Annotated in this window: 12 protein-coding genes; all 12 read right to left on the reverse strand. The window is 65.3% G+C overall.

Annotation, left to right across the window (positions count from 1 at the left end):
* Positions 1 to 20: 20 nt before the first annotated feature.
* Positions 21 to 1,289, reverse strand: coding sequence for a sensor histidine kinase (locus tag AC56KZ_RS06915; RefSeq protein WP_497161418.1), 1,269 nt, complete (start codon positions 1,287 to 1,289; stop codon positions 21 to 23).
* Positions 1,286 to 1,966, reverse strand: a complete 681-nt coding sequence (locus AC56KZ_RS06920; protein ID WP_497161419.1) for a response regulator transcription factor — start codon at positions 1,964 to 1,966, stop codon at positions 1,286 to 1,288. Before AC56KZ_RS06920 ends, AC56KZ_RS06915 begins: the two co-directional genes overlap by 4 nt.
* Positions 1,967 to 1,973: 7 nt before the next feature.
* Positions 1,974 to 3,026, reverse strand: coding sequence for a type 1 glutamine amidotransferase domain-containing protein (locus AC56KZ_RS06925; RefSeq protein WP_497161420.1), 1,053 nt, complete (start codon positions 3,024 to 3,026; stop codon positions 1,974 to 1,976).
* A 107-nt stretch (positions 3,027 to 3,133) separates the two neighbouring features.
* Complete coding sequence (gene flgL, locus AC56KZ_RS06930; protein ID WP_497161421.1) at positions 3,134 to 4,351, reverse strand: flagellar hook-associated protein FlgL; 1,218 nt, start codon at positions 4,349 to 4,351, stop codon at positions 3,134 to 3,136.
* A gap of 18 nt (positions 4,352 to 4,369) precedes the next feature.
* A complete protein-coding gene (gene flgK, locus AC56KZ_RS06935) occupies positions 4,370 to 6,325 on the reverse strand; it encodes a flagellar hook-associated protein FlgK (RefSeq protein ID WP_497161422.1) in 1,956 nt (651 codons plus the stop codon).
* A gap of 76 nt (positions 6,326 to 6,401) precedes the next feature.
* Complete coding sequence (flgJ, locus tag AC56KZ_RS06940) at positions 6,402 to 7,370, reverse strand: flagellar assembly peptidoglycan hydrolase FlgJ (RefSeq protein WP_497161423.1); 969 nt, start codon at positions 7,368 to 7,370, stop codon at positions 6,402 to 6,404.
* A gap of 10 nt (positions 7,371 to 7,380) precedes the next feature.
* Complete coding sequence (locus AC56KZ_RS06945) at positions 7,381 to 8,502, reverse strand: flagellar basal body P-ring protein FlgI (protein WP_497162118.1); 1,122 nt, start codon at positions 8,500 to 8,502, stop codon at positions 7,381 to 7,383.
* Between the two features lie 10 nt (positions 8,503 to 8,512).
* Complete coding sequence (locus tag AC56KZ_RS06950; protein WP_497161424.1) at positions 8,513 to 9,157, reverse strand: flagellar basal body L-ring protein FlgH; 645 nt, start codon at positions 9,155 to 9,157, stop codon at positions 8,513 to 8,515.
* Between the two features lie 9 nt (positions 9,158 to 9,166).
* Positions 9,167 to 9,949 (reverse strand): flagellar basal-body rod protein FlgG, encoded by a 783-nt coding sequence (gene flgG / locus AC56KZ_RS06955; protein ID WP_497161425.1) that lies wholly within the window; start codon positions 9,947 to 9,949, stop codon positions 9,167 to 9,169.
* Positions 9,950 to 10,013: 64 nt separating this feature from the next.
* Positions 10,014 to 10,754, reverse strand: coding sequence for a flagellar basal-body rod protein FlgF (gene flgF, locus AC56KZ_RS06960; RefSeq protein WP_497161426.1), 741 nt, complete (start codon positions 10,752 to 10,754; stop codon positions 10,014 to 10,016).
* Between the two features lie 90 nt (positions 10,755 to 10,844).
* Complete coding sequence (locus AC56KZ_RS06965) at positions 10,845 to 12,380, reverse strand: flagellar hook protein FlgE (RefSeq protein WP_497161427.1); 1,536 nt, start codon at positions 12,378 to 12,380, stop codon at positions 10,845 to 10,847.
* Between the two features lie 19 nt (positions 12,381 to 12,399).
* A complete protein-coding gene (locus tag AC56KZ_RS06970; protein WP_497161428.1) occupies positions 12,400 to 13,086 on the reverse strand; it encodes a flagellar hook assembly protein FlgD in 687 nt (228 codons plus the stop codon).
* Between the last annotated feature and the right edge of the window lie 24 nt (positions 13,087 to 13,110).

Consider the following 13,110-nt stretch of genomic DNA (forward strand, 5'->3'; position numbering starts at 1 on the left):
TGCGCCTCCCATGCGTCGAGTTATTCGGCCCAGGACAGGCGGGCGCGGGTGCCGCCACCGGGTGCGCTGTCGATCGTAATATCCACACCAACGCACTCACCGAGCCGGCGCGCCAGCGACAGCCCGAGGCCGAAACCGGCGCTCGCCTCGCCTTTGGCGCCCGGCTCGAACAGGCGCTCGCGCAAGGCCGGCGCGATGCCCGGGCCGCTGTCGGCCACGACCAGGCTGGCGCCTTCGGCATGGATCCGGATCGCGCCTTCCCGGGTGTGTGCGAAGGCGTTGCTGACCAGGTTCCCGATCAGGATCGCCAACGCTGCCCGGTGGCTCAGCGCCACCGTGCCGGGCGCCACCTCGACGCTGACCTCGACCGCTTTCCCGTCCAGCAGGTGCGCGAACTGCACCACCGCGTCTTCGACCAGCGGCAGCAGGGACACCGGCTCGGCGACAGAAGCATCGAGCTCCTCGCGCGCCAATGACAGCAGGGCCGCCACCGTCTGCTCCATCTGGACGGCGGCGCTGCGCAGGCGCTGCAGCTGGCCCGCCGCCTGCGCCGGCATGGGCTGCTGCGCCAGCAGTTGCGCCGCGCCTTCGATTACCGCCAGCGGCGTGCGCAGCTCGTGGCTGGCGTCGCGCGTGAAATGCTGCTCTCGTTCGATGAAGGCGGCAATCCGCGCCATCGCTTCCTCGAGTTTCTGCGCCAGCGCGCCGATTTCGTTATCGGGGAAGTCGTGGGCGAAGCGCTGCGGCAGCTGGCCCGGCTGGGCCTGCGATACCAGCAGCGCGAGGCGCATCAGGGGCTGGGTCGCGCGCCAGGCCAGCCAGTAGCCGAGACCCAGGGTAATGGCCAGGATCGCCAGCGTGGCCACGGCCAGAAAGCCGAGGAGGAAAGGCAGGCGCGGCCGCACCACCAGGTCGCGGCTGACTTCCGCCACCAGGTAGGCCGTCTCCTTGCCCATGCTTAGCTCGCGCACGTGATAGTGGCGTCCGCCGTCTCCAAAGAACTCGCCCTTGCGCGCCCTGCCCTCCAGCTGGCGCGCCAGGTCGGCCGGAAACGTGCCGAGCTCCCGATGCACGCTGACCGTGTCGCGCAGCGGCGTGGCCAGGCGGCCGGAAGTGCGCCAGCTGCGCTCCTGGTGCGCTGCCTCCTGGCGCAACATCTGCCCGAAAAAATCGTCTTCCACCGAGTACACGAACAGCAGGCTGAACGCGCTGAAACAGGCGGCGGTGACGAGGGCGAACAAGGCAAAGGCCGCCACCATCCTGCCGCGCAGGGAACGCGCCGCCTTCATGCGCTTGCGTCGAGCTTGAAGCCGACCCCGTGCACCGTGAGCAGCATCGGCGTCGCAAACGGCTTGTCGAGACTCTGGCGCAGCTGGTACAAGTGGGTGCGCAAGGCGTCCGAATCGGGCGGCGCGTCGTGCCACAGCTTGTGGGTCAGCTCGGAACGGGTGATCACGCGCGGGTGTGCCTCGGCCAGCGCCAGCAAAATCTGGTAACCGAGCGGGTTCACCCGCACCACCTGCCCGTCCCGCGTGACCGCCTGCGTCTGGCGGTCGATGCGCAGGCTGCCGATGGCCAGCAGGTGCTCCTGGTGCAGCGTATGCCGGCGCGCCAGCACCTGGCAGCGCGCCAGCAGTTCCTCAAAGGCGAAGGGTTTCAACAGGTAATCGTCGGCGCCGCTCTCGAAACCGCTGAGCTTGTCCTGCAGGGCGTCGCGCGCGGTCAGCATCAGCACCGGCATGCGCCGCGGCAGCCGCGCGCGCAGGCGCCGGCACACTTCCAGGCCGTCGATGCCGGGCAGGCCGAGGTCGAGGATCATCAGGTCGTAATGGTGAGCCAAAGCCAGTTGGAGCCCCAGTTCGCCATCGCCGGCGAAATCGGCCGTGTGGCCATGCAGCTCCAGGCCATCGGCGAGGTTTTTCGCCAGCGGCGCATGGTCTTCGACCACCAGAATATGCAGGGGCATGCGGTCCTTAAGGGTTTGCCAGGCGCTGCAAATTGAGGGCGTCGAACGCGCGCCATTCCATGGCGGCCACCACCGAATGCATCAGCACCAGCATCTTATCAAACCGCGGCGACACCGACTGCTGCGCCCTGGCCGCCGCCAGGCCGTCGCGATAATAGGTGGCCAGCAGCCGCACGCTGGCTTCTTCCATGGTGCGATCGCGCGCTACTGGCTGGTGTCCCAGCGCCGTCACCATCGCCTCGGCCACCGACCAGGTTGACCAGGCGTTCTGCCCCGTGACCAGGCGGCCGTCGACCACCGTATTGTCGATGTACTTCGGTCCCGCGACAAAGCGCGCGCCCTCTTCCACTGCGCGTTCCTGCAACAGGAAGCCGAAGCGCTGGCGTGCGTCCTTCATCAGGAACAGTTCTTCGTCATTGGTAAAACCGGTCATGCGCCGCCCCGCCACCAGCGGCTTGCCATCGGCCAGCTTCAGGCCCAGCAAAGCAGCCGGGCCGTGGCAGACTGCGCCGACCACGCCGCGTGCCGCGATATCGGCGACGATGCGGGCCACGTCGGGATTGCCGGGCAGGTCGTGCATCGCGCCCTTGCCGCCGACGAAATACACGGCGGCGTAGCGGCTTGCGTCGGCACGGGCCAAGGGAATCGAATTAGCGACTTTGGCCTGCGCGGCGGCGTCGTTCAGGAAGGCATAGTCGGCGTCGCCCATGTCGTCCAGGTCGATCCGTTCAGGGGGTTTGCCGCCCTTCGGCGAGGCGATGTCGACCTCGTAGCCGTTGGCCTGGAACACGTAATAGGCACGGGCCAGTTCGGTCAGTTCGTAGCCCGCCTTTTTCATGGCGGGTCCGCCGCGTTCGGTGCTGCTGACGATGGCCAGGATGCGCCCGCGTTGCTCCGTCACCGGCTTGTTCAGCCATGCCAGGTCGGCCACGACGGCCTGCGGATTTGCCTTGGGCAGCTGGTCGAGGTCGAGGCTGAGGTACCAGGCATAGCTGCCGGCGGCCAGCAGGAACAGGATCGCGGCCAGCCAGGCTGCCGCGCGTAACAGGGTGTTCTTCATTGCCATCTCCATTGTTGTCGATGGCGCAAGGATGGCTAAGGCAATGTGAAACAGGCGTGAAAAAAAACGTGAAAGGCGCGTCAGGGCGCCCTTTTTTGCCGGGCTACTTAGCCGATGTAATTAAACAGCGACAACGACGACATCGTCTTGAACGATTTCTGCGCCGCTTCCAGCGTGCCCTGCTGGCTGGCGTAGTCCGAAATCGCTTTCACGATGTCGAGGTCTTGCAGCTTCGAGAGCGTGCCGGCGTACTGGACATCGAGGTCGGAGCCGGTGCTGTCGAGGTAGTCGAGTTCCTTCATGCGCGAGCCGACCGAGGCGCGTACGGTCAGGATGTTGTCGAGCGAAGACTTCAGGCCCTCGTCGGCGATCTTGAGGTGGTTCGTCAGGGTGGCCCTGGCCTTGGCGTCGTCGCCCGGAGCGCGCAGGGCCGCCACCAGGTTGGTCATGGTGGTGAAGACCGATTCCTTCTGGCTCGGCTTGACCTCGAACTTGTCGCCGTCGGCAGGCTGGCCCTTGATCGCGAACGAGGTGCCGTCGAAGGCGATCTGCTTGCCCGGCTCATAGGGCTGATCCGCCAGCACCGCCGTGTTGGAGTTGGTGTCGGTGACGCTGTAGGTGGTCACGGCCGGGGTGCCGCTGACCTTGAATGCGAGCGTGTAGTTGTGGCCGGTCAGCTTGGTGGCGTCCGATACGGCGCCGGTGTTGATGGTCGCCGCGCCCTGGTTACCGGTCGCCATCGCGGTCTGGAAGCTGCCGTTGCCGGTGCGGTTGTTTTCAAAGACCGCGCTGCCCGAATCGCTGATCGCGATCGAGCGCGCGCCGCCGACCTGCAGCTTGCGCTGGCCCTGGTCGCCCTGGTAGGCGGCGCCGCTGTCGGTCTGGATGAATGGGATGGTGGTGCCGCGGTAGCCCGAGAAAAGGTAGCCGCCGGCGCCGTCGGAGGTATTCGCCACGCCCAGCAGGTCGTTCATGCGTCCCTCGATTTCGGTGGCGATCAGGTTGCGGTCGGCGTTCGAGAGCGCGCCGTTGCCGGCCTGGACCACCAGGGTTTGCACGTCCATCAGCAGGTCGCCGCTGTCGCCCAGGGCGCCTTCGACCAGCGACAGCGAACTGTTCGCGTTCGAGCGGTTCACGGCGTACTGGGTGTTGATCGACTTCGACTGGGTCACTTCCAGGGCGCGCGCCGAGGCGATCGGATCGTCGGCGGCGGTCAGCATGCGCTTGTTGGTCGACAGCTGGTTCTGGGTGCGCGCCATGTTCGACTGCAGCTTGTTGAGCTGGCTCGTGGCGTTTTCGTAGATGTTCTTGGTGCTGATGCGCATGATGGCTCCGGATTTCGCTTAACGGGCGATCGACAGCAGCGTGTCGAAGATGGTATTGGCGATCTGCATGACCTTGCCGGCCGCCTGATAGGCCTGCTGGTATTTCAGCAGGTTGGTCGCTTCTTCGTCGAGGTTCACGCCCGACACGTTGCTGGCCGCGCCCTGCACCTGCTTCAGCAGGGCCTCGCCGGCGCTGGCATTGACCTGCACTTCGCGCGTCTTGTTGCCGACCGCGCTGACGGTCTGGGCAAACGCCGACTGGAAGGTGGCGCTGGCGCCGTTCAGGATGTTCTTCGTCTGCAGGGCGCCGAGCGCCTGTATGTTGCGCGTGTCGGCGGTGCCCGAGACGTTGGCGTTGATGCTGAAGCTGTCGCCCGCTTGCGGGAGGCCCGACATGGTGACGCTGACGCCGGAAAAACTGTAGCTGGCGCCGGACTGGAAAGGCGCCGAACCGGTGTGGGTCGTGGTCGTGCCATTAAAATTCATCGACACCGTGGCGCCGGCCGGAAAACCCGTCAGCTGGCCGCCGCCGCCCGCCGCATACGCGAGCGTGACCGGCATGGCTGGCTTTGCCGTGAAGTAGTCTGCGCTGACGCTGCCGGCGCTGATCTGGCCGGTGCCCTTGTTCGAGATTGGCGCCGCGGTGGCGATCGGAGCGCCGGCGGCGATGTCGCGCACATCCGACAAGGCAAGCCGGAAGTTGGCGGCGCCGTCGACGGTCGGGCGCACCAGGTAATTGTCGCCCGAGGCGGCCGTGCCGGAAATGGTAAAGGCCACGCCGTCGATCGAGCGGGTGGTGCCGGCCGGGTCGTAGGGCTCGATCTTGGTACGCATCTTGTCGGACATGCGCGTGACAAAGAAGCTGCTGCCGTCGGACTCGACCTTGTAGTCGCTGTCCGTAAGCAGGGTCGGGTCGGTCACGACCGCTTCTACTTTTCCTGTGCCGGCACGGGAGTTGTCGGCGGCGGCCTTGACCGAGACCGGGGACTGCACGAAGAAATCCCTGCCCTGCTGGGCGGCGGCGTCGATGCCGAGCTTGTGCTGGGCATTGACGGTGAAGGCCATGCCCACGGCGAGGCGGCCGATCGCGTTTTGCACACGGTCGAGCGTACCGGAGCGGAACTCGAGCACGCCACCGAGCTGGCCGCCCACGAGCGCGCTTTCCGGCAGCTGGGTGACCTTGTCGCCGGTCTGGTAGCCCACCGTCAGGCGGGTCAGGTCGGTCGGCGACTTCATGACCGCCAGGCCGAAGGCCTTGCCGCCAACGACCAGCGGCTGGCCATTGCCGATCGAGACGTTCAATGCGTTGTTGCCGCCCGGCGTGACGTTCGCCTTGACGTGCTTGTTCAGTTCCATCACGAGCTGGTCGCGCTGGTCGAGCAGGTCGTTCGGCTTCCTGCCTTCGATCGAGCCGTAGGAGCCGATCTTTTCGTTGATCTCGGCGATCTGGGTAGCGTAGGTATTGATCAGGGTGACGCTGGTTTCGATCTCGGTGTTGATGCCGGCGCCGATTTCCTCCAGGCGCGCGTCGATCTGCTGGAAGCTGCCTGCAAGCGTTTCCGAAGCCGACAACAAGGCCTGGCGCGATGGCGTCGACGCGCCGTTGCCGGCCACGTCCTGCATCGCCGAGAAAAAGCCCTGCAGCGCCGGCGACAGGCCGGACGTGCTGTCGGCCAGCAGGTTGTCGATCTGGCTGACCTGGGCGTAATACGCATCCATCGACGAGGTCGACGCGGTGGCGCTGCGCACCTGGCTGTTCAGGAATTCGTCGCTGTAGCGCTTGATCTCGGCGATCTTCGTGCCGGTGCCGATGAACCCATAGCCGCGCTCCATCGTCGTCGACGTCGCCTGCACCACGCCCTGGCGGCTATAGCCTTCCACGTTGGCGTTGGTGATGTTATGGCCGGTCGTGGTCAGCGCGGCCTGTGCCGCGTACAAGCCGCTTTTGCCGATGCTGAGGAGGTTTCCGGACATGTTTTCCTTTTATTCGCTATGTTCTTCTACGGCAGCCTGCACAGAAACTTGAATCCGAGCCAGCCTTGCAACTTCGTCAAGCCAGTGAGTTCTTGATAATCTTCGACAGCTTGGCGCCATATTGCGGGTCGGTCGCATAGCCGGCGCGCTGCAGGCCGTGGGCGAATGCCGAGGCGTCGCCGGCGTGGTTCAGCACTTTTTCGTAGCGCGGATTGTTGGCCAGCATGCGCGCATAGTCCTTGAACGAGTCGGCCGGGGTGGCGTAGGCACGGAAGCGCTCGATCTTCTGCTGCGCCTGGCCGTTCACGTATTCGGTCGTCACGGCGGTGGCGACCTTGCCCTTCCAGCCCGGGCCGGCCTTGATGCCGAACAGGTTGTTGGCATTGCTGCCGTCGGCATTGCGGATCATGCGCTTGCCCCAGCCGGTTTCCAGCGCGGCCTGGCCGAGCATGAACTTGGCCGGCACGCCGGTTACGCTTTCGGCCGCGGCCGCGTGGGCGCCGAGCTTTTCCTGGAAGGCGCGCACGTGCGGCGCCTGGGTGCGGCCGCTGGCGCTGACGCCGGCGGTCTGCGCCGCGCCCTCGAGACCTTTCATGCTCTCGAGACCTTGCATGCCTTCGAAACCCTTGATGCCTTGCAGGGCGCCGAACTTGCCCGGCAGCGCCGGGATGTCGAGCATGCCGGCCGGCGCGCCGGCGCCGCTGGCGCCATCGCTGCCGATGGCCAGCGCCTTGGCGTCCGTTTGCGCCGACAGCTGGCGCACCAGCACGTCGGCCAGGCCCATGCCGCGCTTGGCCAGGTTCTGGCTCAGCTGCTGGTCGAGCATGGACGTGAACATCTTGGTTTCCTGGTTGTCCATCAGGCCGTCCGCTGGCGTCGCGTCGCGCATGCTCTTCATCATCTGGTTGATGAAGAGCGCCTCGAACTGCACCGCCGCGCCGCGGGTGGCATCCAGCGTACCCGCCTTGGCCGACCGCTTCAGGTCGCCCAGGCCCTGGGCGTCGAGCGCCAGGCCCCGGGTCGCATCGTTCTTGTAAGGAATCATGGCCGCTGCCTTAGATGATTTCGAGCTCGGCGCGCAACGAACCGGCCGCTTTCAGGGCCTGCAGGATCGCCAGCAGGTCTTGCGGACTGGCGCCGATCGAGTTCATCGCCTTGACCACTTCAGCCAGCGAGGCGCCGCCCTTGACCAGCAGCACCTTGCCCGGGTCTTTCTTGATTTCCACGGTCGGGGTCGTCGTCACGGCGGTGCGGCCGCGCGAACCCGGCGCCGGCTGGCTGACCTCGGTGTCGGCGCCGACCGTCACCGACAGGTTGCCGTGCGAGATGGCGCAAGTGTCGAGCGTGACCGACTGGTTCATCACGACCGAACCGGTACGGGCGTTGAGGATGACCTTGGCGGCAGCGGCGGCCGGCTTGACGTCGACGTTTTCCATCATGCCGATGAAGCTGACGCGCGCATCCGACGAGGCCGGGGTACGCACCCGGATCACGCGGCCGTCCAGCGCCGTGGCGGTGCCGGCGCCGAACTGGTCGTTCAGGGCGGTGACGACGCGGCTGGCGGTGGCGAAATCGGTCTGGTTCAGTTCGAGGCGGATCTGGTTGTTTTCGCCCAGGGTCGAGGGCACGGCGCGTTCGACGGTGGCGCCGCTCGAAATCTTGCCGACCGACAGGTGGTTGACCTGCACTTGCGCGCCGCCGCCTGGGGCGGAGGCGCCGACGCCGCCCACCAGCACATTGCCCTGGGCCATGGCGTACACCTGGCCATCGGCGCCGTGCAGCGGCGTCATCAACAGGGTACCGCCACGCAGGCTTTTGGCGTTGCCGATCGAGGACACCGTGATGTCGATGTTCTGGCCCGGCTGGGCAAAGGCCGGCAGCGAGGTCGTGACCATCACGGCGGCGACGTTCTTGAGCTGCAGCTGGCCGGTCGGCGGGAGATTGACGCCCTTTTGCTGGAGCATGGCGATGATCGACTGCACCGTGAACGGGGTCTGGCTGGTCTGGTCGCCCGTGCCGTCGAGGCCGACGACGAGGCCATAACCCGACAACTGGTTCTGGCGCACGCCGGCGATGCTGGCCATGTCTTTCAGGCGCTCGGCGCTCGAGGTCGGGGCGATGGATACCAGCGCGCCAAGGATGGCGCCGCGGACCAGCATCAGGGTAATCATACGCATCATCAATTCCTTAGAACGGCAGCAGCGACTGGAACAAGCGCGACATCATCGAATTGACTTCGGCGCGGTCGAGTTTGCTGTTGGTACGGTATTCGACACGGGCGTCGGCGACGACGGTCGAGGACACGACATTGCCGTTCTGGATCGTGTCCGGGCTGACGAGTCCCGAGAAGCGGATGAATTCGACGCCCTTGTTCATCGCCACCTGCTTTTCGCCGGCGACGATCAGATTGCCGTTCGAAAGCACCTCGGTGACGGTGACGCCGATGGTGCCGGTGAAGGCATTGCTGGCAGTCTGGTTGTCGCCGTCCTTGTAGTCGATGCCCGACTCGAGCGCGACGTTGGCGCCCAGGCGCGACTGGATCGGCCCCGGCAAGGCAAAACTGGCGCTGCCCGACTTGTTGCCCGAACTTGTTCCCGCCTTGTTGGCCGAGGTCTTCTCGACGATGTTGATCGTCAGCAGGTCGCCGATCTGGCGCGCGCGGCGGTCTTCGAACATCGGGCGGTAGCTGCGGGCGTTATAGATGGCCCCGTCGGTCGGCGGCGCGACTTCGGCCAGGGCCGGGCGGGCGCTGCGCGTTTCCTGCACGATCGTGCTCGGAGTGGTGCCGCAGCCGGCCAGGATCACCAGGGCAGTCAAGAAGAACTTGTTCATGAATTCGCCTTACAGCTGGGCCAGCTTCGCCAGCATCTGGTCGGAAGTGGTGATCGCCTTGCTGTTGATCTCGTAGGCGCGCTGGGTCTGGATCATGTTGACCATTTCCTCGACCACGTTGACGTTCGAGGTTTCCACGAAACCCTGCATCAGGATGCCGGCGCCATTCGTGCCCGGCGTGTTCGCGTTCGGATTGCCCGAGGCGGTCGTTTCCAGGTACAGGTTTTCGCCGCGCGATTCGAGGCCGGCGGGATTCACGAAGGTCATCAACTGCAGGTTGCCGACCTGGGTGGTGGCGGTGGTGCCGGCGACCTTGATCGAGACGGTGCCGTCGCGTCCGACCGTGACCGATTCGGCATTGGCCGGAATCGTGATCGGCGGCTGCACGGCATAACCGCTGGAGGTGACGAGCTGGCCGTTGGCGTCGGTCTGGAAGGAACCGTCGCGGGTATAGGCCTGGGTGCCGTCAGGCAGGAGGACCGGGAAGAAGCCCGAACCGTTGACCATCACGTCCTTCGAATTGCCCGTCTGCTGGGGATTACCCTGGGTGAAGATGCGTTCGGTCGAGACGGCGCGTACACCGGTGCCGAGCTGCAGGCCCGATGGCAGATTGGTTTGCTGCGACGATTGGGCGCCCGGCTGGCGTACGGTCTGGTACAACAAATCCTCGAAGACGGCACGCGAACGCTTGAAGCCGTTGGTGCTGACGTTGGCGAGGTTGTTGGTGATGACGTCGAGGTTGGTCTGCTGCGCCTCGAGGCCGGTCTTGGCGATATACAGCGAGCGAATCATGGCTTTCTCCTATTGTCGGCAGCGGTGGGCTGCCAGGCACAATAGAATTATGCTGGAGAAACACTTAATTCAAAGCAAGGATCTGACCGGCTTTCGCGGCGTTATTCTCGGCGTTCTTCATGAGGCTCATTTGGGTTTCGAAAGAGCGCGCCAGGCCGATCATCGCCACCATCGCATCGACCGCATTCACGTTGCTGCCCTCGAGTGCGCCACCCGCCACGCGTACCGCCGGGTCGGCCTCGGCAGGCGCGCCATCCTTTAAGCGGAACAGGCCGTCGTCGCCGCGCACCAGGTCTTTTTCCGCCGGGTTCACCAGCTTGATGCGGCCGAGAATGACCGGTGCAGCCGGGCGCTCGGCATTCGACACGGTCGAAATGGTGCCGTCGCCGCCGACCGTCACCGTCACATCCGGCGGGATCGTGATCGGGCCGCCCTCACCGGCGATGGTGGCGCCGGAAGTGGTGGTCAGCACGCCGTTCGGGCTCATTTGCAAGGCGCCGTTGCGGGTATACGCTTCGCTGCCGTCGGCGTTCTGCACCGCGATCCAGCCCGGGCCCTTGATGGCGACGTCGAGGTCGCGGCCGGTCACTTGCAGGGGACCGGACGAAAAGTCGGCGCCGGCGGTGTTGTTGACCACAAAAGCGCGCGTCGGCAGGCCTTCGCCTTGCACCGGCACGGCGCGGAAGGTGTCGAGCTGGGCGCGAAAACCCGTCGTGTTCAGGTTCGCCAGGTTGTTCGAGGTCGTGGCCTGCTGCTCGAGGATGTGCTTGGCGCCGGAGGCGGCGGTGTAGATCAGGCGGTCCATGATTTTCCTTCGTGTTAGTGCCGGGGTATTCAATCGTCCGTTGAACGCGTGGGCAGGAAACCTGCCCACCCTACGATGCGCCGCCGTTGATTAACGCAGGTTTACCAGCGTCTGCAACACCGAGTCCTGGGTCTTGATCGTCTGCGCATTCGCCTGGTAGACGCGCTGCGCGGTGATCATGTTCACCAGTTCGGCGGTCAGGTCGACGTTCGAGGTTTCCACCGCCGACGACTGCAGCACGCCGAAGCTGCCGGAATCCGGCACACCGACCAGCGGCGTACCCGAATCGGCCGACTCGGCCCAGGCGTTGTTGCCGAGCGGCTCGAGGCCATTCGGGTTCGAGAAATTCGCCAGCACGATCTGGCCCAGCGGCTTTGCCTGGCCGTTGCTGTACTGGCCGAGGATGATGCCTTCTTCGCCAATCGAGAAGCGCTGCAGGTTGCCGGCCGTATAGCCGTCCTGGGATAACTTCTTGTCGCTGGTCGTGGTGCCGTACTGGGTCGTGCCGGTGAACGAGATCACCATGCTCTGGGTCGGATCGGAACCGGTGGACGGGAAGATCGGCAGGACGACCGGCATCTTGCCGCCATTGGTCGAGGTCGTCGCATTGAGGGCGCCGTTTTCGTCGAAGCGCAGCGTGCCGATCGGCACCGCGGTGACGCTGACGCTACCGGCGATGGCCTTGTCGACCTGGTCGACCGAGTAACCGGCCACGCGCGCCGCGTCACGGCCGGCCTCGACGATGACGGCCTGCTCGGCCGCATTCGCGCCTGCCGTGCCCGCCGCGGCGGCAACCATGCTCGAAGCCGCATCGGCATACTTCAGCAGCGCGGCCGCGACCGTGGCCGCCACTGGCGGTATGGCCTTGATCGCGGCATCCCATTCGGCGCGCGCCGCGTTCACGTCGGCGAAGGCGGCGGTCTGGCCCTGCGCGGCCTGGGCCACTTTCAGGTTCGTGACTTCGGTGCCGTCGTTGGCTGCGTAGACGTCCCAGGTGCCGGAGCCGTTCTTCACGTAGAAGGTCGACAGCACGTGCGGGTTGCCGAGCGTGTCATACACGTCGACCGGGGTCTGCTTGTTATAGCTGTTCGGATCGCTGGCATCGAAGGGATTGACGATCGGCGCCGCAACGCGCGAGTCGAGGTTCATTTCGACGCCGACCTTGGTGGTCGAGACCGGTTTCAGGTCGGATGCACTGATCACGACAGGGCTCGGCGCACCGGCCAGCACCTGGCCGGCGCCATCGACGCCATAGCCGGTCAGCTTCGCGCCCTGCGCGTTGACCATGAAACCGTTCTTGTCGAGATTGAACTGGCCGTTCCTCGAATACTGCACCATGCCCGAGGCCTCGGTACGGAAGAAGCCCTGGCCATTGATGGCGATATCGAGCGAATTGTTCGACGATTCGATATTGCCCTGGGTGAACTGCTGGGCGATGTTCGCTACCTTGACGCCGATACCGGCCGTGTTGCCGCCGGCGCCGTTGAGCGAGTTGGCGTAGACGTCGGCAAATTGCGTCTGCGAGGCCTTGAAGCCGACCGTGCTGGCGTTGGCGATGTTGTTACCGATGACGTCCAGCGATTTCGCTGCGCCGTTCAAGCCGCTGAGGCCTTGTTGGAAGGACATGTGATTCTCCTAAAAAGCGTTACAGGACTTGTTTGATGTCGGCGAGGGTGATAGCACCCTTGCCCGCGAGGTTCAGCTTGACGCCGTCTTTCGAATTCGTGCTGACGCTGGCGACCGTGTCGAGCGTCAAGGCCTTCACGTCCGTCAGCGGCTGGCCGGCGCGGGTGGCGGCGACGCGGAAGCTGTACTTGCCGTCTGCCAGCATGGCGGCATCGATGCTGTCGCTGCTGCCGTCCCAGGCCAGCGGCACCGCGCCCGCCTCGTTGGCGCCGAGGTCGATCGTGGCGACGTCCTTGCCGGTGCGCGGATCGGTGACGATCACCTGCACGTTGTCGGCCGCGGTTGCCAGTTCGATGCCGAACACGGATTTCCCGCCGACCAGGTTCAAATTGTTACCTTCGATCAGCACGCCGTGCCCGATCAGGTTGGTCGCCGACAGCGCCTCGGTCGACTGGTAGCTCGACTTCAGGGTTTCCAGTGTTTCGTTCAGCTTGTTGACGCCGGTGACCGTTTGCAGCTGGGCCAGCTGGCTCGTGACCTGGGCGTTGTCGAGCGGGTTCAGCGGGTCCTGGTTCTTCAGTTGCGTGACGAGCAGGGTCATGAACTTGTCGGTGTCGGCCTGCACGCTGTCGGTCGCCTTGGCCGGCTTCTTGTTCATGGTCGACATCAGGTCGTTGATCGAGGTGCCGGAAGTTACGGTGGACATGGGATGCCTTTAATTAATGTCGCG

This window comes from Telluria sp. LT2P34 (genome assembly GCF_059685915.1).